The following is a 23,906-nucleotide window of genomic DNA, read 5'->3' on the forward strand; positions in this document are numbered from 1 at the left end:
GTCTCGTCGTATCGATTCCGAGGGTCGGCCGGCTTTTCACGGCCGACCCTCAGACCCACAGTGGATCAAAGTCCGTTGGGGAAGAGCAGAAAGGCGATCGTCGAGATGATCCCCGCGTAAAGCCAGATCAGGAACGTGTAGGGAAGAATATCCTGGAACCGGACCTTGAACGCCCCCAGCACCGGCAGCGCCCAGAACGGCTGGATGTTGTTCGCCCATTGGGCGCCGGTGCTGTAGGCGTTGATCGTCTGCGCCACCGACACGCCCAACTGTTGCCCGGCGGGAAGAAGGTAGGGCGCCTCGATGACGAACTTCGAACCGCCCGACGGCACGAAGAAATCCATAACGCCCGTGTACAGGAAGACGATCCAGGAAAACGTCCCCGGCGTCGAGATCGACACGAACCAATGCGTGATGGTGCCGGCCAGACCCGAATTGCTGATCACGCCGAACAGGCCGGCGTACATCGGGAACTGAACCATGACGCCGAAGGTGGTGCCGACGCCCTTCTTCACCGAGGCGGTGAAGCTGCGGGGCGATCCATGAAGCAGCAGCGACAGGCCAAGGAAGGCGAAATTGATCGAATTGAGGTCGAGCTTCCCGAAACCCTTGGTGTAGACGTAGTTTCCGACCCAGATCAGCATGCCGATCGCGAGCAGACTTTGCAGGATTCGCGACCGATCCCACCGCTCTGCCGGCCGAAGGGACTTCACGTCTTCCTCGGGCAGAACTGTGGTGAATTCCTTGAAGGTCTCGTCGTCCATCTCGACCGAATTGGCCTTCTTCGGCATCAGGAGGACCGCCAGGATCGGAATGGTCAAGAACATGAAGAGCTGAAGCGAAAGCAGGAACGGCGACAGCGCGGTTTGCGTGAGCGGAATGACCCCGATCACTTTCTCCATGAAATTCCCCGGGGTCGCCACCACCAGCGGCGCCGACTGCGACGGGCCGTTGCACATGATGTTGACCAGGCCGTACGTCAAAGCGGCGATGAACGGGTAATGGATGCCGAGTCCGCGCTTACGGACGGCGAGTTCGCGGCCCATGACCATGCAGAACATGAGCCCGACACCCCAGTGGATCCAGGCGACGACGCCGCCGACCAGGCAAAACAGAACAATGGATCCGGCGCGGGTTTTCGGCTTGTCCACCACCGCCACGATGAAGCGCTTGACCAGCTTGGAATCGGCAATGACGAAACCGGTGATCATCAATATACATAGCTGCATGGCGAATGTCAGCAGGATCCAAAAGCTTCCAGCGTAAAAATTGATCAGATCGAAGATACCGAATTTTGTCAGGCAAAGCGCCATGACAAATACGATAACTGTCAAAACAAGGACAAACACCATGGAGTCTGGAACCCAGTTCAAACTCCATTCTGTAAATTTGTCGATTAAACCCGCCGCTCTAGGCGGTTGTTTAACGTTGATTTCTGTGCTTGCATTGGTCATGTTGATCCTCCCGAGGACCGGTGGTTTTCCAAGTAAGATTGATGGTCTGGGCTAGATGTTTTCCACCAGCATCGCGACGCCCTGTCCGCCGCCGATGCAGAGGCTGGCGACGCCGTAGCGGCCGCTGCGACGCTTCAGCTCATGGATCAGGGTGGTGAGGATTCGCGCGCCGCTCGAGCCCAGCGCATGGCCAAGGGCGATGCCGCCGCCGTTGACGTTGACGCGGGAATACAGCCGCGAGCCGGGAAGCATGCCGAGTTCCTTGAGCACGCCAAGCGACTGTGCGGCGAAGGCTTCGTTGATTTCGAACAGGTCGACGTCTTCCAGAGCGAGGTCGCCCTGCTTCAGGACCGAGCGGATCGCCGTTACCGGACCGAGTCCCATCACACTGGGGTCAAGGCCCGTCACCGAATGCCGGAGAACACGGACCAGCGGCCTGATCCCGAATTCTCGCGCCTTGGCCTCTCCCATCACGACCACCGCCGAGGCGCCGTCGTTCATTCCGGAGGCGTTGCCGGGCGTGACGGTTCCGCCCTTCCGGAAGACCGGGTTGAGTTTCGCCAATCCTTCCGGCGTCGCGTTCGCCTTGGGGTATTCGTCCTGGGCGAAGAGGATGCTGCTTTTCCGATCGGCGACCTCGACCGGCACAATTTCATCCTTGAACCGGCCTGCGGCGATCGCCGCGCACGCCTTCTTCTGGCTGTCCAGGGCGAAGGCGTCCTGCTGCTCGCGCGAAATGGCGTGCCGGTCGGCGATCGCCTCGGCGGTCAGGCCCATGTTGAGCCCGGGATAAAGAGCGGGCGGCTGAACCCGCGTCACCGCCCGGGTGAAGGCGTCGTGTATGGTCTGTTCCCCGAGGCGAAAGCCTTCGTACCGGACCGAAGGCGGCAGGTAATAGAGGGCGCGCGACATGCTCTCGACGCCCCCGGCGACGGCGATGGCGGAGGCCCCCGTCTGGATCTCCATGATCGCCAGCCGCAGCGCCTGAAGTCCCGAACCGCACTGCATGTCGACCGTAAAGGCGGCGGTGGCTTCGGGGAGACCGGCCAGCAGCGCGCTGACTCTGGCGATGTTGGGGGCCTCGCTGTTCGCCAGCACGTGGCCCATGACGACCCGCTCCACCTGTCCCGGCGCCAGCTGGGACCGCGCAGCAGCTTCCTTGATGACAAGGGCTGCGAGTTGCTCGGGGGGGACCGTCTTGAGCGTTCCTAGGTATGAACCGACCGCTGTGCGGGTCGCGCTTGTAATGACACAGTGTTCCACTTGCGCCGCCTTCTCGTGTCCCGTGGGGACAGGCCTCTTCTTCTGGAGCCGCCCTGCCATTCTTTGGGCAAGAGTCGGCAACGGGAGGCGTTGATCTGTGATCCATCGTGGACAACAGTCTGTCCAGCGCTGTGATCACATCTCGTGATCACATAGCAGCCATAAGGTGTCAAGGGATGTGATCTCACATCGTGATCACATTTGCTGTTTTGCAACGAAAGGATTAGTCTGGCTGCGGGCTTGCAGGATCGTTCGAGCCAACCCCGGCAAATCAGGGGTGACGGAAAGGGACCGGTGATGCCCGAAAGGTTGCTGACGCTCGAAGATTCTTCGCTTTCGGAGAGGGTTTATACGGCCCTCAGGCTGGCGCTGCTCAGGGGCAAGTTCGTGCCCGGCGAAGCGCTGTCGCTCAGAAGTCTGGCGGCGTCGCTGGGGACCAGCCCGATGCCGGTGCGGGCCGCGGTCCAACGGCTGATCGCGGAAAAAGCGCTTGTCCAGACCGCCAGCCGGGCGATCATCGTGGCGCCGTTCACCTACGAAAACTTCAAAGACTTGATGCGGATAAGAATGGAGCTGGAGGGGTTTGCCGCGGAACGCGCCTGTATGTCGAAAGATCGAGGCCTGGTGGGGCGGCTGAAGGGCTTCAATCAATCCATGCTCGAGGCGGCGCAAAGACACGATGTCGAGGCGGCGTTGGCCGCCAATTACTCGTTCCATTTCGGCGTTTACGAGGCCGCTGGACTTCCTCAGTTAACCGACATGATCACAAACCTGTGGCTGAGAGCAGGGCCTTACCTCGCCGCCGTTCAGCGCCAGCCCCGAGCTTCGGAAATATTGTCGACAAACAGTTTCAAAATTCAGGATAGGGTTATTGAGGCGATCCGGACCGGCGATCGCAAGGCGGCGCGATTTTCCCTGGCGATGGATTTACGGTTCGCATTTGCATGGTTCGTCAAGACCTACGACTTTTCCGACAATAGACTGGGCGGACCGCTCAAACGGGACGGGACAGAGGGAACCGGGCCCGACGTTCGACCCGTCTCCAGGGACGAACCCAGACGGAACGTCAAGGCATATTCCGATTGATCCGGTTGTTAGCCGGCCGGACATGGCCTGGCGCGACGCCAGGCGACAACCGGTCGGAGCCGGCATGCGACCGTCGAGCGCCAACCGAGTGGGACGACGGCTCGATCGCGGCGAGTTAGTAGACAGCTGCAAACATGATCGACTCGGAAGTGGCCTCATCCGGAGACAGCTCTTCGACGATACGACCCTGGCGAGAAACGAGGATGCGGTCGGACAGGCTCAAGATCTCCGGCAGGTAGGACGAAATGACGACGACGGCGAGCCCTTCGTCGGCGAGCGCGGAGATGAGATGATGGATCTCGGCGATCGCGCCGACGTCGACGCCGCGGGTGGGCTCATCGAAGATGACCAACTTGGGTTTCTGCACCAGCGCTTTGGCGATGACCACCTTCTGTTGATTTCCGCCTGAAAGCACGACCACCCGGGAATCGCCGCTCAACGCGCGGATGTTGAGTTTTTTTCTCCAATCGGCAGCGAGCGCCTCGGTTTCGCTGGCGCTCGCCATGAAGCCATGCGATTGCCGGCTGGAAATCCGGCCGATGTAGATATTCTCCGCCACCGACATCGTCTCGAAGAACCCGTCGCCCTTGCGGTCCTCGGTGACATAGACGACGCCGTCGCTCACCGCCGCGCGCGGGGTCTGATAACGGACGGATCTGTTCTCGAATCGCACCTCGCCGCCATGAAAGAAGTCGCGCTTGGCGACGCCGGCGATGATCTTCGCCATTTCCGTTCGCCCCGACCCGACCAGCCCGAACACCCCCGTCACTTGCCCGGCGAAGATTGAAAACGAGGAGTTGCGGACGAGATTCTGCATCGACAGATTCTGGACGCTCAGGACCTTTTCACCGGCCGGCCGCAGCTTTCGGGTATCCGACGCGCGGCTGTAGAGATCGTCGGTCAGCGACCGGCCGACCATGTGGCGGACGATGGTTTCGCGGGAAAACGTCTTGGCGTCGTCGGTGACGATATGCGCGCCGTCGCGCAGGATTGTTATTCGATCGGAGATTTCAAGCGCTTCTTCGAGTGCGTGGCTGATGAAGACGATCGCCACGCCTTCCTGGCGCAGGCGACCGATCAAGGCGAAGAGATGGTGTTTCTCCTCGGGCGTCAACGTGGCGGTGGGTTCGTCGAAGATGATGATTTGCGCTTTGAGCCGGACCGCCCTGGCGATCTCCACCATCTGGCGCTTGGCGGTGCCGAGCGACATCACCGGCGCCGTCGGATCGACCGGAAAATTGAGCGACTGAAGGAACTGCTGCGCTTCGATATAGACGCCTCTGAGGCGGTTGAAGAATTTTTCGTCGCCCAGATAGAGGTTCTGCGCGACGGTCATCGAAGGAACGAGACTGGTCTCCTGGTAGACCATCGCGATGCCGTATCGCCGCGCGAGGGCCGGGCCGGCGATATGGATCGGCTGGCCCTGGAGACGGATTTCGCCTTGGCTCGGCATGACCGCCCCGGACAGAATCTTGACCAGCGTCGATTTGCCGGCGCCGTTCTCGCCCAGTATTGCGTGCACCTCGCCGCGTCGCAGGTCGAAGTCGATGTCCTTCAACGCCGGGACGCCGCGATATGACTTTCCGATGCCCCGCATCTCGAGGAGCGGAGGCTCAACGTCTGGCCGGACGCTCACGACATCGATCCCCTGTATGCATGCGAGCCCACGACTCCGTCGCCCTTGGCGGTGAAATAGACGCGTCCCTCCGACGCCAGGCACGAGGTGACGCCATGCCGGCGCCCGTTGGTCCGACTATGCAGGCTCGCTTGCGGACGAAACGCGCCATCGAGGCGCGCGACCAGACCATAGGACCGACTCGGCGACCATGGCTTCGTCACCCCGAGTTGCTTGACGCCGCCCTGTTGGGTCGGCTCCAGCGGAGAGCTCCCCGAACGAAGGCAAGGCGCCACCCAATAGTCGGCGTCGATGTCGTCGATCATGCGACGGCGATAGCGATCTTCGCTCAACACGAATTCGACCAGCTGGCTGCGCGGCGCGAACAGGGCCAGCCACACAGCTCCGTCGCGATCCCTCGATAGCCGGCTCGGATATGCGGGAAGGTCCTCCAGCACGGGCGCGAGCCGGCCGCCGGCGCCTCGCGAAACCCGCGTCAGCGCGCAGCGCCAGCTTTCGGAAACGACGATCGAATCGCCATTGTCGAGAAGACCGTTCGGGTAGGCCAGCCGTCCCGCGATCTGCGTCCATGCGCCGCTCGCCGGCTCCAACCGCCACACCGACCCGGACGCGCCTTTTTCCATGAGATCTCGTTTCCACTCGGCGGGTCCGCGCGCCGCTGAGCCATTGGCGACAAGCAAGGCGCCATCCGCCGAAGTCGCCAGCGCGGTGATGCATCTGACCTCCGTCTTGGCCTCAATCGTCTTCCCGTCGCAACGGCCGCCGACAAACACGATGCGGCCGTCGACGAGGGCGACCGCCGCGCCGCCGTCCGGCAAGCCTGCAAGCGCGGTGATGTCGACGTCGAACACGGCCACGGGCGCGTCGCCGGACCTGTTCACAAGGAGCAACGAGCGCCCGGAGGAAACGATCAAACCCAGCCCCGTCATAGCCAGATCATCCGGCGCCGGCGCCTGAAGCACCGAGGCGGCCGCGTCGAGCAAATCGTTGGGACGGAACGCGCCGTCCATTGGCGGCGTCGTGATCGAGGCCTCCCCGCGCCCGAGCCACCTGTCCAAGGCCTTCCTGACGGGAGTCATCGGCGATCGCCCCAATACGAGGACGGCCCAGTCCAGTGCGGATCGGCGCCGTCGATCTTGATCCGGCCAATGCGATTGTTGGTGACGCCGCCGAGATACAGATAGCCGCGATGTTCGCGCATCGAGGTGATCGCCGGATGATTTTCGCCCGCGCTGTCCCACAGGGTCTCGAGCACTCGGCCCTTGCCGTCGAAATGAACGACGCATCCGACATTCACATTCGGGAACAGCCACTCGTCGCCCGCAACTCGCCGCGCCATGCGTCGTCTGAACGCCGGCATGGTCATCGCCAGATCGTAACTCGGCGTCCTTGTTCCCGCGAGCGCCACCCAGTAAGCGCCGTTCGATCCCCGGTTGATATTGTCGGGGTATCCGGGCAGGTCGGGAATGACCACTTCGGTCGTCCCCGCTTTTGGGCCTTCGAGCCAGTAGCGGCTTACGCGACAACCCCAGGTCTCGGCGAACAGCAGCGACTTGCAGTCGTGCGCCATGCACATGCCGTTGGCGAACAGCAGGTTGCGCACGACGGTGCGGGTGGCGCCGGCGGCCGGGTCATAGCGAAGGATTCGGCCGTTGCCGCGCCCCTCCAGCGCGTCGACCACCCACTCCTCGAAGCCATAACGGATCGTGGCCTCGCTAAAATAGACCTTGCCGTCCGGCGCTATGTCGAGATCGTCGGCGAGACGCATGCGCGAATCGTCGATGATCGAAAAGGCCGAGCGATTGGTCTCAGCGGTCATCTTGTGAACGGTGCGGTCTTTGTCGACGCGATACAGACCCATGCCGGCGATGCACACGACGAGGCCGCCGTCCCTGTCGAAGGCCATGCCGAGCGGCCTGCCTCCAACATGCGCGTAGACTTCCCGACGAGTATGATCGGGCGCGAGAAAGCGGATAATCTCACCCTGACGAACGCTGCAATAGAGGTTGTCGTCCTCATCGAGGATCACGTCTTCGGGGCCGTCGACTTCGCCCAGGCCGATGATGTCCACGTCGCGCAGGCGATCGTTGATCGCAAACGGCGATGACACCTCGTCGAGCCGCGGCGCGGGGGGTAAGGCGAGGTAGGTGGGCGACACATAGACTCTGGCGCGAAGTTTATGTCGCCATTTTCCCCAGCGGACGTCGATTGCAATCGCCAGCAGCAACACGAAGCCGACCACCATCGAGGACGCGCCGCTCTCGAGTCCAAGTCTCACGAGCCCGTTCGTCAAGAGGGAGACGATGATTGCGCCCATCAACGCTTTGCCGACCGAGCCTCGCCCGCCGCCGATGCTGTTGCCGCCGAGGAGCGCGGCCGTGACCGCAGAGAGTTCGAGTCCGAGTCCGGTGTCCGGGCCGGCGCCCGAAAGGCGCGCCGCATAAAGAGTTCCGGCGAAACTCGTCAGCACGCCCGAGATCACGTAGGTCAGGCAAACGGTGGCCCGCACGGGAATGCCTGCGTTATAGGCCGCGCGCCGCGATCCCCCGACCGCCGTGATGCGCCAGCCGATCCGCAGCCGGGAGAGGACGACGTGTGCGACGGTCGCCACGACGACCAGAACCACAAAGCTCACGGGCGCGCCCAGGATGGATCCCGAGCCGATAAAATTCCAGGCGTCGGAATCCACGTCGCTCGAGGCGATCCGCACGGAATAGTGTCGGAGCAGAAGCTCGAAGATCGCCCTCAGCAGGGTCATCATGACGAGCGTGGTCAGGAAGGCGCGCAGCCTGAGAAATCCAATGAGGAAGCCGTTGACCAGCCCGACCAGGGCTCCGACGCCCACCGTCGCGGCGATGGCCGCCTCCAGCGGCCATTTCGCGACATTGATCAGCGCCAGCGCGGTCAGATTGGCGAGCGCGAACGACGAGCCGACGCTCAGATCGATGCCGCCGCCCAACATGACGATCGTCATCCCGATGACGACCAATCCGAATTCACCGAGCTGCCGGGACGTGTCGGACAGATTGCCGAGCGAAGCGAAATTCGGGATCGTCCAGATCAAATAGACTGTCAGAGCAACCAGCAACGCGACCGGGATGACGTTGTCCATCCACCTCCGGCCGAGCACTTCACCGACGATATGATCAGGGACATATCGATAGCGAAGCCGGCCTGCCCATTCTCCAACCGTCATGATCCGTCCCAGCTGACAAAAAAACCGCGCTGAGCCGCCCCCGCGGCTCAGTGCGACTCCGAAATCGACGATGCGCCTATTTCTTCAGGGCGCTCGCGCTCCAGCACAGGCCCGGGCGCAGGGTGTCTTTGGAGATGATGAGTTGCGGACTGTAGACGACCGCCTTGAGCTTGCCGGCCGGCAGGCCGGATTCGAGCACGGTCGTGATCATGTCATTGAGATCGCGCCCCTGATCCATGACCTGATAGGCGATCTCCTTCTCGAACACGCCTTTGGAGACATTGTCGCAGGCCATCTGCTCGCCGCCGCCGGAGGTGACCAGAACGATCGGCTTGCCCGATTCTTTGATCGCGGCCGCCGCGCCGAGGTCCATGACGTCCCAAAATCCGATCACGCCGCAGAGGTCGGGATTCTGCTGGATGACGGTCGATATCACGGATTGCGCCTTGGTCGCGTCCCACTCTCCGGCCACGTTGGCGACGAGCTTGATCTCGGGATGCTTGGCCAGGGCGTTCTCGACTCCTTTCATCATGCCGCTATCCGACCCGGATGTCGGCTGGCCCTGCAGGACAGCCACCTTGCCGCTGGTGCCGGCGCCGCATTTGTCGATGACCCCTTGCGCCTCGGCCTCGCCGATGCCGATCCAATCGGCGCCGACATAAACATCCGAATTGTAGTTTGAGCGCATGTTGATCTGGATGACGTGAATTCCAGCTTCTTCGGCGCGCTTCAGCAACTTCGCGTACGATTGGACGTCGGGGTTATGAACGACGATGACATCCGGCTTTTCCGAGATCAGCGACGTGATCGCCTGCGCTCCGGCGTCGGCGCTGAAATGCGCGTCGCGGACCTCGAGCTTCATACCCAGCCGATCGGCTTGGCTCCTCATCACCGCGGCCCAGCCCTCGGTGAGGTCGATGCCCATCGAGACCGGCACGAAGGCGATCGTCTTGCCTTCGAAGGTCTTGAAATAGTCGGCGCGCCTGGGGTCGTCGATGCCGTCCGCCACGGCGTGCGCCGTGATGCCTGCAAGCGCCAAGCCGAAGGCGGTCGCCACAACTGTCTTTCGCATGTTTCTACTCCCTTGCTGTTTGTCGGCGCTCTCAGATGTCGCCTCCTGCGCGGCCTGTTCGCTCCGCGGATTGATGGCGCTGTCGAACTCGTCAGCCCAAGATCACGCTCCGCATCTACTTTCTGTCGACCGCGCAAACGAAATTCGCGGCGGAGCTGGCGTCCCCCTCGCCCTTGTACCAGGCGCGTTGCGGATACGGGCAAAGCGGTCGCTGCATCTCGATTCCCTTCGACGCATCGCCGCCGACGAACTTCGTGGCGACGACTTGGTCCGGCGCGACGCCATCCTCGACCCAATGCGAGAGCGCAGTGAAAATATCGTGCTCAGGGTCCAGGGCCGGCGGCTGCAGTCCGCCGAAGGCCGCAGAATCGAACCGGTTCGGCCCGGTGCCGAAGCCGCAATGGCCCATGCCGGGAGCGAGAAAGAGCCGGGCGAATTCCTTCGTCTTCTCTTCGCCGCCGAACTTGCTCGTCAGGCTCTTATAATAGTCGATGGTCTGGACGACCGGTACGATCGGGTCCGCCAAGCCCTGAAAGAAGATGAGTTTCCCGCCAAGGTCGCGAAATTTGGCGACGTCGCCGGCCACTGCGCCGTTGAGCGCCGGACCGAGCTTGGCGTCGACAGTGACCATGTCCCGCTCGACGTCGAAGCTGCGCCAATCCCAGTCGGGTCCGAATACCCACTTGAAGAGACCGTCAAAGCCCGGCTCGCCAGGAGCGTTGCCCGGCGCCTCGAGGAAGCCCCAGTTGAAGACCCCGGATTCGCTCCCGGGCAACTCACCGTAGAAGAGCGGCTTGCCGTTCTTGTCGGCCGGTCCGAGATAGATCGCCTTCGCGGCCTCGACCTGCTCCGGGGTCAAGCAATCGTCGGCCGCGGCGCCTTTGCAGGTCAGCGTCGCCGGGTCGAAGTCGCAGGACAAGGGGTCCGCGATGAACGGATCGGATTTGAGCCCGTTGCCCTTGGCGCCGCAGGCGGCTACGGCCGACTTGGTGAGCAAAGCGAGATTGGCGCCGGAAAGCTTGTGCCCGGGCTTGAGGTTGGCGGCCAGATAACTCGTGACGGCGACCGCGTGTCCCCATGTTCTGTTGACGACAGGCGCTCCCGATAGAATTCCATTGAAATCCTCCGGGAAGTACTCCGCTTCGATGATGCCTTGCTGCCCCCCTGTCGAGCAGCCGGTGAAATAGGAGCGCTTGGCGTCAGCGTCGTAGAACGCCTTGACGATCTGCTTGCCGGCGACCGTCGCCTCGTGGGTCCCCAGCATTCCCCAGTCTTTCCACTTGTCGGGATGCCCGACGAGCGCGTCGCCGTTGAGGGGGGTCGCCGGCGCTGTCCCGAGGTCGGTCTCGGCGGAAGCGTATCCGCGCTTGATCGCGGCTTCCATCGCCCCGTAATTATAGGCGAGGATGCCCGCGTACCCCCCGTTGCCATTGACGTGGAATACGCCCTTCCACCCTTCGTTCGGCATCCACAGCTCGACTCGAACGTCCGAGTCGGGAGCGTCTTTTATCGAGGCGACGACTCGGCAGAACGCCGGCATGTCCTTGCGGGTCACTTTGTCGGCGGTCGTGAGGTCGCCGGCTGGAACCGCCTCTGCGCTGATGATCGTCGTATCGGCGATTTTCAGCGCTTTCAGCCCACCGCAATCGGCGGCGCGAGCAGGCGACAAAACCGTAAGTGTCGAGAGCGCGACGGCTCCGCCCATTTGTCTCAATCGCATGGTTTCAACTCCCTTTGAGGCGCCGGCGCTCTAGATGTCGCCTTGCTGCGCGGTCTGTTCGTCCCGCGGATTGACGATGCTGTCGATAACGATCGCGGCGAGAAGGATCAGACTCCGGATCACATTCTGCAGCGTGTACTCGATGTTCATGATGGTCATCCCGTTCAGCAAGATGCCGATCAGCAGCGTTCCAACGATGACATTGCGGACGCCGCCGCGTCCTCCTGAAAGTCCGACGCCGCCGAGCACCACGACCAGGATCACATCCGCGACCAGCGAGGAGTTCGTGACATTGGTGTTCATGCTGGAAACGGCGGTCGCTGTGATCATCCCGGCGAGATAGGCGATCGACGCGGACAGTCCGTATTGCAGGACGATGATGGGCCGCACAGGCGCGCCGCTGATGCGAGCCGCCAGGACATTGTCGCCGATCGCATAAATGAATCGCCCTGGCTTGGTGAAACGCAGGAACACGAAACCAAGGAAGGAGATCAACGCGAAGAACAGGATCGGCGTCGGCGCGCCGAAAACGAAGCCGCCCCCGATCCAGGAGATCGCGTTGAGGCTGGCGGGCAAATAAACGACCTGGAGGGGAACGAGGGCGTAATGGACGAAGCCGTAGACCAGCGAGGCCATGCCTAACGTACAAAACAGCGCCGGAATCTCGAGGTAGGCGATCAACACGCCGTTGATCACCCCCGCCGCCAGCGCCAGCAGAAATCCCAGCGCCAACGCGGCCGGTATCGAAACGCCGAGACTCGCAAGCTGGAGCGTCCAAGCCGCGGACATCGCATAGATCGCAACGATCGTTAGATCGATCCCCCGTCCGATCACGACGATGGCCATGCCGACCCCGAGAATCCCCAGGATGGCGACCCCGCGAACGAGCGTCACGAGGTTGCCCGAGCTCAAGAACCCTTTAAGGAAAACCGAAAAGCCGACAAACAAGACGACAGCGATCAGGAGGACGATCTTCTCCTGGCTGACAGCCAAACTTCGTATCCGTCCGAGCATGTCCGCCCCGGTTTGCTTTCCGAAACGTCAGAGCGCTTGGGCGAGCGCGCTCCTTTCGTTCCTCCCTTACATTTTCTCAGACCGGATGCGACTTCGCTTGCGCGCCAGCGCACAAACTCTTGCTCCGCAGTGCAATTCGCCTGGCGGAGTTCTTGCGTCGTTCGCCTACACCGTCGTCCGGACGCTATTGCCTTTCGCTGCCGGAAAGCTACGTTGACGTTGGCGCGAGCCGGGCGGCAACGGTCGGCGGCTTGCGGCTCCGCCGACGACCGCGACGCCCAGCGGCGGTCGGCGAAGCCGCGACGATCTCAGGACTGAAATCGCACAAAGGGACCGTTTCCAACTTGGGACGGCACGCAGGGAGGACGTTATATGCGGGTCGTTTTCGACACGAAGACTCTAGCGACCGCCCGGCGTGGAGAGGCTTGGCGCGAAGCGATTTGTGAAATCTATTTGCAAGTCGATTGCATGGCCGAGAAACAGAAGGACTATACCGGTTTTGTACGAGAAGCGCGGTTTGGCGCTGTGACCCTGACAGACACCCTATGCTCGCCCCAGTCGATTCAGCGGCGCGCGCATCACACGGCTCACTTCGATAAGGACTGTTACTATTTTGGAATAGAGCATGTCGGGGAGATCAATATCGATCAGGCTGGATTGTCGTTTCCCATCCGAACCGGCATTGGCACTCTCTATTACGCCAACGAACCTTACAGCTTGCGCTGCTACGTCAAATCACGGCAGTTCTGGGCCGAACTTCCCCGAGAAGCCTTTGACCGTCGGTTCGACTCGGGTCGACCGCCACTGCTGACCTCGGTCGACCTCACCAGAGGTCTGGGCCGCATTGCCGCCGAGTTCTGCTCCTCGCTGGCGCAAGAGAACGCCCATGTCGACGGGGCGTCGAGAGAGCGGCTTGGCGAGCAGCTCATGGACATTTTGGCGCTGGCGCTCCACGGCGAACCCGGCCGCCAGTCGGCGGACGAAAAGAGCGTACAGCTTGCGCGTTTGGGTTCGATCAAGGCCTACATCGAGGCGAATTTAGGCGACCCGAGCTTGTCCCCCGCGATCATAGCGAAGCAGAACGGTATTTCGCTGCGTTACCTTCACCAGCTCTTCCGCCTGACGGACATGTCCGTCTCGGAGTGGTTGAGGCTGAGGCGGTTGCAACGGTGCCACGATCTGCTCGCCTCGCCTCAAAACGCAAATCGGTCAATCACGGAAATCGCATATTCCATGGGCTTCAGCAGTTCGTCCCATTTCAGCAACCTGTTTCGCGCCCAGTTCAAAGTGCGTCCGTCCGATGTGAAGGGCGCCTACGTGCGATCATCTCGACGCGCCGCCTGAGCGGCGGGAGCCGATGAGGATCCAGCCGGATTTCGGCGCGAAACGGCGCCTGCAACAGCTTTCGGCGCGCACTCGGTCGAGCGAAGCCAGGCCGCGGAGACGCCGGGGTTCGTCGAACGCAGGTGGCCTGGAACGGCAGGTCTGGCGGAGAGGGAGGGATTCGAACCCCCGGTACGCTTGCACGTACTCCGCATTTCGAGTGCGGCGCGATCGACCACTCTGCCACCTCTCCGGGGCCGCGAGCCGAACGCTGTCGCGTCGCAGGCGGGGTCGCGGGGCGCTTAGCACGCCGCGCCGCGACCCGCAAGACCGTCGCGGTTCCGTCCTCAAAGCTGTGGCCGCGCGCCCTTGTCGACCTCCTCGACGGCGAGCTTCGCCATCAAGGGCACGGCGGCCCCCATGGCGCGCGCCCGCTCGGGATTCGACGCGTTGCCGTCGAGCGAGCGTTTGTAGACTCCCTGCACGATCGCCGCGACGCGGAAGAAGCTGAAGGCGATCAGGAACGTCCAGTTGGGAACGCCTTCCAGCCCGGCGCGGCGGCAATAGGCGGCGACGTACGCCTCTTCCGTCGGGATCCCGGCCTCGCCGCGGTCGACGCCGCCGAGGCCGCGGAACGCTCCGGCGTTCGGCAGCCGCCACTGCATGCACTGGTAGGCGAGGTCGGCGAACGGATGCCCGAGGGTGGAGAGCTCCCAGTCCAGCACCGCCAGCAGCTCTGGCGCATCGGCGGCGAAGATCATGTTGTCGATCCGCCAGTCGCCGTGAACCAGCGCCACGCGGCCGTCGTCGGCCGGGACGTTCTCCCCGAGCCAGGCGATCAGCCGCTCCATGTCCGCGACGCGCGCGGTCTCGCTCGCCCGGTACTGCTCGCTCCAGCGCTGCAGCTGGCGGGCGAAATAGCTGCCGGGCTTGCCGAAATCGGCGAGGCCGGCGGCCTCGACGTCGATGGCGTGGAGCTCAGCCAGCGCCGCGTTCATCGCGTCGTAGATCGGCGCGCGCGCGGCGCGCGGAAGCTCGGGCAGCGCCGGGTCCCAGTAGATGCGCCCGTCCACATGCGCCATGACGTAGAAGGCCGAGCCGATCACGCCCTCGTCCTCGCACAGCGCCAGCGCGCGGGGCGCCGGAAAGCCCGTGCCTTGCAGCGCCCTCAGGACGCGAAACTCGCGCTCGATCATGTGCGCGCTCTTGAGCAGCTTTCCCGACGGTTTTCGGCGCAGGACATAGCGGCCGCTGGCGGCCTCGATCAGGAAGGTCGGGTTCGACTGCCCGGAGGGGAACTTTTTCGCCCGCGACGGCCCGCGGAAGCCCGCGATCCCGGCGCTCGCCCAGGCGTCGAACCCGCTCGTGTCGTCTGGAAACGTTTCGCTCATCGACCTGTCGCCTCGTTGCTGTAGCGCTTCATCTCGGCCTTGGCGATCACTCTTCGGTGCACCGCGTCCGGCCCGTCGGCGAGACGCAGCGTGCGGACCTGGGTCCACATCCGCGCGAGCGGAAAGTCCTGGCTGACGCCGGCGCCCCCGTGCATCTGCACCGCCTCGTCGATCACCTCGAGCGCCACGCGCGGCGCGACCACCTTGATCTGCGAGATGATCGCCGCCGCCGCCCGCGCGCCGAGCGTGTCCATCGTCCAGGCGGCCTTGAGGCAGAGCAGGCGCGCCATCTCGATCTTGATGCGGCTCTCGGCGATGATGTCGGGGTTCGCCCCGAGGCGCGAGAGCTTTTGGCCGAAGGCCGTGCGATTGGCGGCGCGACGGCACATCGCCTCGAGCGCCCGCTCCGCCTGACCGATCGCCCGCATGCAATGATGGATGCGCCCGGGCCCGAGCCGGCCTTGCGCGATCTCGAAGCCGCGGCCGCGGCCCAGGATCATCGCCTCCTTCGGCACGCGCACGTCGGTGAAGCGGATGTGCATGTGCCCGTGCGGCGCGTCGTCGGCGCCGTAGACCGTCATCGCCCGCAGGACCTCGATTCCCTTGCTCGCGGCCGGCACGAGGACCATCGAGTGGCGCGCGTGCGGGCCGGCCTCCGGGTCGGTCAGCGCCATCGTGATGTAGAGCGAGCAGCGCGGGTCGCCCGCCCCCGACGACCACCATTTCTCGCCGTTCAGCACCCATTCGTCGCCCTCGAGGCGCGCCTCCATCGCGATGTTGGTCGCGTCCGAGGAGGCGACGGCGGGCTCGGTCATCAGATAGGCCGAGCGCGCCCGCCCCTCCAGAAGATCGGGCAGCCAGCGCGCCTTCTGCGCGGCGTCGCCGTACCGCTCCAGCACCTCCATGTTGCCGGTGTCGGGCGCGGAGCAGTTGAACACCTCCGAGGCGAGCGGCGACCAGCCCATCTCCTCGGCCAGGTAGGCGTATTCGACGGTGCTCAGGCCGTAGCCCTTGTCGGAGCCGGTCAGCCAGAAGTTCCACAGACCTTGCCCGCGCGCCTTCGCCTTGAGGGATTCGAGAATCGCGATCATCCGGGCGGTCGGTTTGAAGCGGTCGCCGTCGCGGCCGATCTCGGCCTCGTATTCCTCCTCGAGCGGCATGATCTCGTCGCGCACCATGGCGCGAACGGCGGCGACCAGCGGACGAACTCTTTCGGTGACGCCCAAATCCACGTTTCTCTCCCTGTCTGTCGAACGCCCGCTCAAGTTGGCGCATCGGAGGGCGCCCGCGCAAGCGGCCCGAGCGGCCGTCGGCCGGTCGCTCTCCGTCAGGCTTCGCGCACAAAGTCACGCGGCGCAACGAAATCGTCGCCTCGAGGCCTCCTTTGCGCCAATCGGGCGATCGCAACGCCCGGGCCGTCGATCTCGACGCTCCGCGTTGCAGGGCAAGGTCGTCGACTCGGCCGTGACAGGCGTTTCCACGGCGGCGCGGCGACGCCGGTCTCCCGGCCCCGGAAAGTCCGGGCGCGGAATCAATGCTTTCAGGGCGTTGCGGCCGAATTCCCGGGCGACTGTAACGCCCAAGCCTTGGGGCGCCTTGGGAATGACGGGCGGTCGTCGACGCCGTGGCGGGGGCGATGACGCTTCGCGCCGTCCTCGCGAGGAGCGAAGCGACGTGGCGATCCAGGGGGACGCGGCCAAAGTCTGCCGTATGCCGGGCGTCGCCCGCTTCAACGTCGGCGCAGGCGGCCCCTGGGTCGCCGCGTCGCCCTTCGGGCTCCTCGCGAGGACGGCGGCTCGGGTGTTACGGGCGACTTGCGCGGCCCGGCCGAGGCCTCCTTCTCCCCTCCCCTGCGAAGCGCGGGAGGAAATCGGCGCCGCCGCGCTTTCCTCCGGCGTCGAATGAAGCGCCGGAACAGGGCGGAGACGGCGCCGCCCCGGCGCCGAGAGCGGTGCGCCGGTCCCGAGTCCGAGTCTGCCGTCCGGATTGCGGAAACGGACCGGAGCGTTCGGTCGGCGGCGGTGCGGTAAGCGGGGCGCAGGCATTTCGGCTACGATCCGGAAGCGACGCGCCCATTCTGACTGATGTTCTGGTTTTCCGCAAGACTTTGCCGTCATCCTCTCGGAGAGAGCCGAAATCCGAGCGTCGGCCGAAACGCCTGCGGGTCTCCCGACGCCGATGTCGCCGAGCGCGGCGGTCGGCGCCGCCGAGGGCTCGCCACGGACGCCGCCCTGATTGCGGGCCCGCCTTGCGCCGCGGCCGGCTTCCTGCTTGGCGAGGGGCGCGGGAAACGGTTCTCGCGGGCGGACCGCCTCTCTCTCCGACCAGGTTTCTGTCATCATCGACTCCGGGCTTCTTCCCACCCTTTCGGCGCTTGCCGGCACGGCCATCGGCGCCCGTGTCGTCGCTCGCCACGACCTGGATGACGACCAACGCCCAGGCGCGGGCGGCGCGCGCGGCGGCCGAACGCGCCAAGCGCGAGGACCTTTATGGGCGGTTCATGGACGATCTCGCCCGCCTCTACGCCGGCGCCCTCAACGCAGTGGGCGTCGACGACGAGCGCCTGACCGCTTCCTATGCGCTCAGCGGCCGGATCGCCCTCACCGCCTCGCAGCCGGTCGCCGACGCCGCCGACCGCGCGATGCGCTCTGTCGTCGACCTCGCGCTTCCGACCGAAGCGAACGCCCGACGAGATGCGGGCGATGATGGAACAGGCCGACGCCAATGTGATCGCGGCCTTCGCCGCCGCCTGCCGCCGCGAACTGGCCGACATCGGCTGACGGCGCGCCCGCGACAGCGAAGACTTCGGGTCGATTCTCGCGACGTCCCGCTGCAGGGACCCTGGAGAAGCGCCATGCGCGCCCGGCTCGCGATCGGAGTGGAACGCGCGCGTTTCCGCGCCCGACGTTTCCGGCTAGACGATCCGTATGGACGCGACGGGGCGGGAGATGGATCGGCCAGCAGCGGCGGACGGAGTGGCGACCCAGCCCATCGAAGTGGAACTGATCGCTGTGCTGGCTGCGGTCGCCGACGGCTCGCCCCTCGTCATGACGATCGAAGGCGGGCGCGCGCTTCCCTCGGGGTCGTTCGGGGTCGAGCACCGATCGCTGCAATCGGGCCTGAGGGCCTGGGTCGAGCGGCAGACGGGACACACGCTCGGCTACCTCGAACAGCTGTACACCTTCGCCGACTCGGACCGGCGCATCCCTTCGAACGGAGCCCGGGCCATTTCGATCAGCTACCTCGCCCTGACGCGCGAGGAGCGGCTGGCCGCCTCGCAAGCGGCCTGGCGCCCCTGGTACGAGTACTTCCCATGGGAGGACCATCGCGCGGGGCCGCCTGCGCAGATCGCGGCGGAGATTGCGCCGCAACTGGCGCGCTGGGCCGAGAGCGGCGGCGACCCGTCGGTGCGCCGCAGGCGCGCAGCCATCGCCTTCGGCCTCGACGGGCGGCCCTGGAACGAGGAGTTCGTCCTGCAGCGCTACGAGTTGCTCTATGAAGCCGGGCTGATCGCCGAAGCCCGCCGCAGACTCGGCGACGCCGACGGCCTGCCGCTGGGCGCGCCGATGATCGGCGACCATCGCCGGATTCTGGCGACCGGGATCGCGCGGGTCCGCGCCAAGATCAAGTACAATCCCGTCGTTTTCGAACTGATGCCGCCCGCCTTCACCCTGCTGCAACTGCAGCGCTGCGTGGAGGCGGTCTCCGGCCTCAACGTGCACAAGCCCAATTTCCGCCGCCTGATCGAACAGCAGCAACTCGTCGAGGAGACCGGCGAAACCATGGCCGACACCGGCGGGCGCCCGGCCAAGACCTACCGCTTCCGCGCCGCCGTGCGCGAGGAGCGCGCCGCGGCCGGAACCAAGCTGCCGCTAACGCGCGCTTGACAACCCTTATTCTCATGATAAGTATATGACAGATATGCTCACCATGAGTATAAGCCATGACCGTTCTCGACCTGCCGCACGCCGCCAGCGCCCTCTATGACCGGGTGAGCCGCTTCATCCCGCCGTTCGAATGGCCGGCCTTCGAGGCCGACATCGAGGCGATCCTGCGGCTCAAGCGCGAGCGCAACGCGATCGTCCTCGCGCACAATTACCAGTCCCCCGAGATCTTCCACTGCGTCGCCGACGTGGTCGGCGACAGCCTCGCCCTGGCGCGCGAGGCTGCGAGCGGCGATGCGCGCGTCATCGTCATGGCCGGCGTGCATTTCATGGCCGAGACGGCGAAGCTGCTCAATCCGACCAAGACGGTGCTGATCCCCGACCCGCGCGCCGGCTGCTCGCTCGCCGAGTCGATCGAGCCCGACGACATCGCGCTCCTGCGCCAGGCCTATCCGGATGCGCCGGTCGTCACCTATGTCAACACCTCGGCCGCGGTGAAGGCGGCCTCGGACATCTGCTGCACCTCCGCCAATGCGCTCAAGGTCGTCGAATCGCTCGGCGTCCCGCGCGTCATCATGACGCCGGACGAATATCTGGCCAGAAACGTCGCCGCCCGGACGAAGGTCGAGATCATCGCGTGGCGCGGGCGTTGCGAGGTGCACGAGCAGTTCACGGCGCGCGACATCCGCGAGCTGCGCGAAGCCTATCCGGGCGCCGTGGTGCTCGCGCATCCCGAATGCTCGCCGGAAGTCGTGGCGGAGGCCGATTTCGCCGGCTCGACCGCCGACATGATCGGCTTCGTCGGAGCCAGGCGGCCGGCGCGCGTCGCGCTCGTGACCGAGTGCTCGATGAGCGACAACGTCTCGGTCCATTATCCGGAGATCGAGTTCCTCCGGCCCTGCGCCCTGTGCCCGCACATGAAGCGGATCTCGCTCGCCGGAATTCGCCGCGCGCTCGAGACGATGGAGGGCGAGGTGACGATCGACCCGGCGATCGCCGCCCCGGCGCGGCGGGCCGTCGAGCGGATGCTGGCGCTGTGACCGCCGAACCGGTGGCGTTGCGCGGACGCGTCGTCGTCGTCGGCGCCGGGATCGCCGGGCTGATGACGGCGCTCGCGCTTCGGCCGCGCCCGGTCGTCGTGCTTTCGCGGGGGGCGCTCGGCGCCGAAGGCTCGACGCTCTGGGCGCAGGGGGGCCTCGCGGCGGCGCTGGGGCCCGGCGATTCGCCCGCGCTCCATGCCGCCGACACGATCGCCGCCGGCGACGGGCTGTGCGACGGCGCCGTGGTCGAGCGCTTCGCCGAGGCTGCGCCCGCGGCGATCGAGACGCTCGCGCGTCTCGGCGTTCGTTTCGACCGCACGGCCGCGGGCCGCTTCGCGCTCGGCCTCGAGGCCGCCCACAGCCGGCGGCGCATCGCTCATTGCGGCGGCGACGGCGCCGGGCGCGAAGTGATGCGCGCCCTGCTCGCCGCGGCGCGGGCCGCGCCCTCGATCGAAATCCTCGAAGGCTATGAGGCGCGGCGGCTCCTCGTCGAGGACAATGTCGCGATCGGATTGCTGGCCGCGGGGCCGGCGGGGCCGGCGCGGCTGCCGGCGGACGCGGTCGTCATCGCGACCGGCGGAATTGGCGGGCTCTACGAGGACAGCACCAACCCGCCCGGCAGTTTCGGCCAGGGGCTCGCGCTCGCCGCCCGCGCCGGCGCGGTCCTCGCCGACATGGAGTTCGTGCAGTTTCACCCGACGGCGCTCGACGGCGCGCGCCGTCCGGCGCCGCTCGTCAGCGAGGCCGTGCGCGGCGAGGGCGCGATCCTCGTCGACGACGCCGGCGAACCGGTCATGGCCGGCATCGCCGGGGCGGAGCTTGCGCCGCGCGACGTGGTCGCGCGCGCGATCGCGGCGCGCCGCGCTGCGGGCCGACGCGTCTTCCTCGACGCCCGCGCCGCGATCGGGGCGCGGTTCGAGGCGCGCTTCCCGGTGATCGCCGAGGCCTGCCGCGCCGCCGGAGTCGATCCGGCGCGCGAGCCGATCCCGGTGCGGCCGGCGCAGCACTATCACATGGGCGGGATCGCCGTGGACGCCGAGGGACGGAGTTCGATCGCGGGCCTTTGGGCGTGCGGCGAGGCGGCCTGCACCGGCCTCCACGGCGCCAATCGGCTGGCCAGCAATTCGCTGACCGAAGCCGCGGTCTTCGCCGCGATCGTCGCCCGCTCGATCGAGGGCGCGCCCGTGCGCCGGCCGCCGCCCCCCCTCCTCGCCGCTCTCGCGCCTCCCGCCCCCGATCCGGCGCCGGCGCGCAGGCTGCTGTCGCGGGCGGCCGGCGTCGTCCGCGACGGAGACACGCTTCGCGAAGCGGCGGCGGCGCTGGCCGCGCTCGCCGCCTCGGGCGGCCCCGCTTCCGATCCAGCGGCCGTCGCGCTGACGATCGCCGTGTCCGCGCTGCGGCGCGCCGACAGCGTCGGCGCGCACAGCCGGCTCGATTTCCCCCAACCTCCCGCAGACGGCCGGCGCATCCGGCTGACCCTGGCGGAGGCGCTCGCCCAAGCCGCGGCGCTTGCCCAAGCCGCGCCCGAAATCCACGCCAGGAGAGCCTGATCATGCCGCTCGTCCCCCTTCCCGCGATTCTCGTCGAGCCGCTCGTCCGTCAGGCGCTGCTGGAGGACCTCGGCCGCGCCGGCGACATCACGACCGACGCCATCGCCCCGGCCGATTGCCTCGTCCGCTGCGTGATGGCGGCGCGGCAGGACGGCGTCGCAGCCGGGCTGGGTCTCGCCGCCCACGCCTTCCGCCTGATCGATCCGGCGATCCGCTTCGAACCCCGCCTCGCCGACGGCGCCGCAGTCGCCCCCGGAACGGCGCTCGCGATCATCGAAGGCCCGGCGCGCGGCGTGCTCACGGCCGAGCGCACCGCGCTCAATTTCGTCTGCCGGCTGAGCGGGATCGCCAGCGCGACGGCGCGCCTGTCCGCCTCGGTGGCGCACACCAAGGCGCGCATCGTCTGTACCCGGAAAACCACGCCGCTCCTGCGCGCGATCGAGAAATACGCCGTGCGCGCCGGCGGCGGCGCCAACCATCGCTTCGGCCTCGACGACGCGGCGCTGATCAAGGACAACCACGTCGCCATCGCCGGCTCCGTCGCCGAGGCGATCCGGCGCGTCCGGGCCCATGTCGGCCATCTGGTCAAGATCGAGGTCGAAGTCGATTCGCTCGCCCAACTGGATGAGGCGCTCGCGGAGCGGGCGGACGCCATTCTGCTCGACAACATGTCGCTCGACGATCTCAGGCGCGGCGTCGCCATAATTGGCGGCCGCGCCATCAGCGAGGCCTCCGGGCGGGTGACGCCGGAGACCGCCGCGGCGATCGCCGAGACCGGCGTCGATCTCATCTCGGTCGGGTGGCTCACGCACAGCGCGCCGATCCTCGACGTCGGCCTCGACGCCACGGCCTGACGGTCGCCGTCGCGAGTTACCCCAATCGCCTCACGCGCCGGGACCGAAGTCAGCCCGGCGTCGCGCGCGCTCGCGGATCGCCGGACAGCCGTCTGGCGGAGGCGGCGGCTGCTTTAGCGCAGGATGAATTGAGGTCCGTCATTGCGAGCGAAGCGAAGCAATCCATGACGCCGCATTGGCCCCGGCGTTGATTGCTTCCCCCCGGGCTCTTCGACCCGGGGGTCGCTCGCAATGACGGCGGTGTTTCCGACTGATTTCATTTATCTATAGCCTCTTGGCCAGCCAGATCCGGGAATGGCCGGAGGGAAAATCGTCGAGCCGGCCGAATTCCCGATACCCGCGCCGTTCGTAGAACTTCGGAGCCTGGAAGGTGAAGGTGTCGAGGTAGACCCCCCGGCAGCCGGATTCGCGGGCGATCGCCTCCGCGCTCTCGAGCAGACGCGACCCGGTCCCCTGGTTTCGGAACGGCTCGGCCACCCAGAGCCAGCGCACGAACACCCACTCGTAAGCGACCACGACCTGCATACCGGCCTGAACCGCGCCGGCGCCGTCCCTGCCGACGACGAAGCGCGGCGACCAATCCGCGGGTCCGGCCCGGAGGAGGTTGAAGGCGTCCAGCCCGTCGCTGATCGCCTCGACCGTAGCATCGTCGGGCGAGGTCTCGCGGACCAGGGTCAAGGCGGGAGCCGTGGTCAGGGTCGATCCTCCGTCGCGACGGACATCCGCCGATCCGGCGTCAGGCGCGCCTTACTTCGGGAACGGAACGGGCGAATCGGACAGGCTCTGCAGGTAGGCGAGAATGTCGGCGCGCTTCTGCGGCTCTTTCTCGCCGGCGAAGGCCATCTTCGTGCCGGCGGCCATCCCCTTCGGATTGCCGATCCATCCGTTCAGCTTGTCGTAGGTCCAGTCGCCGCCGAGGCTCTTGACCGCGTCGGAATAGGCGAAGCCGGGCGCGGAGGCGACCGGACGGCCGACGACGCCCCAGAGGTTCGGGCCGATTTTCGCCGGTCCGCCCTTCTCGAAGCTGTGGCAGGTGGCGCAGATCTTGGCGTCGGCCGCGCCCTTGCCGGCGTCCGCCTTGGCCAGAAGCTCGGGCAGCGGGGGCTCCTTCGCCGCGGCCGGCGCCGCGGCGACCGCCGCCGCCGGGGCGGATCCCGGCAGCGCGTAGCCGGGCCGCTCCGTGCGCCAGGGCATGAACACGAGACTCGTGAATTCCACGATCACGCCGTAGAACACCAGCGCGCCGAAGAAAGCCAGCATGGTGCGGTTGAAATCTAACGAGGCCATTGCGCGCCCTTGGTCGGTTCGAGTTGCCTATCGCCCCGGGCGGCGCCCGGACGGCCTTGATTAAGCCGCTTTGCCGGCTCGCTGGCAACCCGTATAAGCCCGCTCGCCGCCCACGGCGTCCTCTCATTTTATGCGA

Annotated in this window: 18 protein-coding genes and 1 tRNA gene; 6 read left to right on the top strand and 13 right to left on the bottom strand. The window is 65.9% G+C overall.

Going from position 1 to position 23,906, the window contains the following annotated elements; translation table 11 throughout:
- Window positions 1–65: 65 nt before the first annotated feature.
- Together DFR50_RS03960 and DFR50_RS03965 are read right to left on the bottom strand one after the other, a co-directional pair.
- Entirely contained in the window at window positions 66–1,454 is a 1,389-nt protein-coding gene (locus DFR50_RS03960) for a TIGR00366 family protein (protein ID WP_113887900.1), read from the bottom strand.
- 51 nt (window positions 1,455–1,505) lie between these two features.
- Window positions 1,506–2,717, bottom strand: coding sequence for a thiolase family protein (locus tag DFR50_RS03965; RefSeq protein WP_113887901.1), 1,212 nt, complete (start codon window positions 2,715–2,717; stop codon window positions 1,506–1,508).
- A gap of 297 nt (window positions 2,718–3,014) precedes the next feature.
- Between DFR50_RS03965 and DFR50_RS03970 the strand changes: the two genes are divergently transcribed.
- Window positions 3,015–3,803 (top strand): GntR family transcriptional regulator, encoded by a 789-nt coding sequence (locus DFR50_RS03970; RefSeq protein WP_113887902.1) that lies wholly within the window; start codon window positions 3,015–3,017, stop codon window positions 3,801–3,803.
- Window positions 3,804–3,918: 115 nt separating this feature from the next.
- Here DFR50_RS03970 and DFR50_RS03975 read toward each other — a convergent pair whose 3' ends face one another.
- From DFR50_RS03975 to DFR50_RS04000, 5 genes are all read right to left on the bottom strand, one after another.
- A complete protein-coding gene (locus DFR50_RS03975) occupies window positions 3,919–5,400 on the bottom strand; it encodes a sugar ABC transporter ATP-binding protein (RefSeq protein WP_113887903.1) in 1,482 nt (493 codons plus the stop codon).
- Between the two features lie 1,114 nt (window positions 5,401–6,514).
- The gene (locus tag DFR50_RS03985) at window positions 6,515–8,551 is read right to left on the bottom strand and encodes an ABC transporter permease (RefSeq protein ID WP_245427296.1); all 2,037 of its coding nucleotides are present in this window, start codon (window positions 8,549–8,551) and stop codon (window positions 6,515–6,517) included.
- A gap of 160 nt (window positions 8,552–8,711) precedes the next feature.
- A complete protein-coding gene (locus DFR50_RS03990) occupies window positions 8,712–9,707 on the bottom strand; it encodes a sugar ABC transporter substrate-binding protein (RefSeq protein WP_113887906.1) in 996 nt (331 codons plus the stop codon).
- Window positions 9,708–9,822: 115 nt separating this feature from the next.
- Window positions 9,823–11,427, bottom strand: coding sequence for a tannase/feruloyl esterase family alpha/beta hydrolase (locus tag DFR50_RS03995; protein ID WP_113887907.1), 1,605 nt, complete (start codon window positions 11,425–11,427; stop codon window positions 9,823–9,825).
- Between the two features lie 30 nt (window positions 11,428–11,457).
- Complete coding sequence (locus DFR50_RS04000) at window positions 11,458–12,429, bottom strand: ABC transporter permease (RefSeq protein WP_245427304.1); 972 nt, start codon at window positions 12,427–12,429, stop codon at window positions 11,458–11,460.
- A 384-nt stretch (window positions 12,430–12,813) separates the two neighbouring features.
- On the opposite strand from DFR50_RS04000, the gene DFR50_RS04005 reads away from it, so the two are divergent.
- Window positions 12,814–13,785, top strand: a complete 972-nt coding sequence (locus DFR50_RS04005; protein WP_113887909.1) for a helix-turn-helix domain-containing protein — start codon at window positions 12,814–12,816, stop codon at window positions 13,783–13,785.
- Between the two features lie 142 nt (window positions 13,786–13,927).
- Here the strand turns inward: DFR50_RS04005 and DFR50_RS04010 are convergent.
- From DFR50_RS04010 to DFR50_RS31205, 4 genes are all read right to left on the bottom strand, one after another.
- Window positions 13,928–14,017: transfer RNA gene (locus DFR50_RS04010), tRNA-Ser, on the bottom strand.
- Between the two features lie 94 nt (window positions 14,018–14,111).
- Window positions 14,112–15,155: a phosphotransferase family protein gene (locus tag DFR50_RS04015; RefSeq protein WP_113887910.1), complete on the bottom strand. Its 1,044-nt coding sequence runs from the start codon at window positions 15,153–15,155 to the stop codon at window positions 14,112–14,114.
- Window positions 15,152–16,387 carry an acyl-CoA dehydrogenase family protein gene (locus DFR50_RS04020; RefSeq protein WP_170153046.1) on the bottom strand — a complete coding sequence of 412 codons (1,236 nt, stop codon included), beginning with the start codon at window positions 16,385–16,387 and terminating at the stop codon, window positions 15,152–15,154. Before DFR50_RS04020 ends, DFR50_RS04015 begins: the two co-directional genes overlap by 4 nt.
- Window positions 16,388–17,493: 1,106 nt before the next feature.
- Window positions 17,494–17,928, bottom strand: a complete 435-nt coding sequence (locus tag DFR50_RS31205; protein ID WP_147262649.1) for a hypothetical protein — start codon at window positions 17,926–17,928, stop codon at window positions 17,494–17,496.
- A gap of 154 nt (window positions 17,929–18,082) precedes the next feature.
- Here DFR50_RS31205 and DFR50_RS04025 point away from each other — a divergent pair, with 154 nt between their 5' ends.
- The 4 genes from DFR50_RS04025 to nadC are packed head-to-tail and all read left to right on the top strand — an operon-like array spanning window position 18,083 to window position 22,483.
- Complete coding sequence (locus tag DFR50_RS04025; protein WP_425376061.1) at window positions 18,083–19,042, top strand: NUDIX hydrolase; 960 nt, start codon at window positions 18,083–18,085, stop codon at window positions 19,040–19,042.
- 56 nt (window positions 19,043–19,098) lie between these two features.
- Window positions 19,099–20,079, top strand: coding sequence for a quinolinate synthase NadA (gene nadA, locus DFR50_RS04030; protein WP_113887911.1), 981 nt, complete (start codon window positions 19,099–19,101; stop codon window positions 20,077–20,079).
- The gene (locus tag DFR50_RS04035; RefSeq protein ID WP_113887912.1) at window positions 20,076–21,629 is read left to right on the top strand and encodes an L-aspartate oxidase; all 1,554 of its coding nucleotides are present in this window, start codon (window positions 20,076–20,078) and stop codon (window positions 21,627–21,629) included. The genes nadA and DFR50_RS04035 overlap by 4 nt, the downstream gene beginning before the upstream one ends.
- Before the next feature lie 2 nt (window positions 21,630–21,631).
- Complete coding sequence (gene nadC / locus DFR50_RS04040; protein WP_113887913.1) at window positions 21,632–22,483, top strand: carboxylating nicotinate-nucleotide diphosphorylase; 852 nt, start codon at window positions 21,632–21,634, stop codon at window positions 22,481–22,483.
- Between the two features lie 264 nt (window positions 22,484–22,747).
- Here the strand turns inward: nadC and DFR50_RS04045 are convergent, their stop codons facing one another.
- Window positions 22,748–23,161, bottom strand: a complete 414-nt coding sequence (locus DFR50_RS04045) for a GNAT family N-acetyltransferase (RefSeq protein WP_113887914.1) — start codon at window positions 23,159–23,161, stop codon at window positions 22,748–22,750.
- A 69-nt stretch (window positions 23,162–23,230) separates the two neighbouring features.
- Window positions 23,231–23,770, bottom strand: a complete 540-nt coding sequence (locus tag DFR50_RS04050) for a c-type cytochrome (protein WP_113887915.1) — start codon at window positions 23,768–23,770, stop codon at window positions 23,231–23,233.
- Window positions 23,771–23,906: the final 136 nt, after the last annotated feature.

Origin of the sequence: Roseiarcus fermentans, from assembly GCF_003315135.1 — a bacterium.
GTDB lineage: Bacteria > Pseudomonadota > Alphaproteobacteria > Rhizobiales > Beijerinckiaceae > Roseiarcus > Roseiarcus fermentans.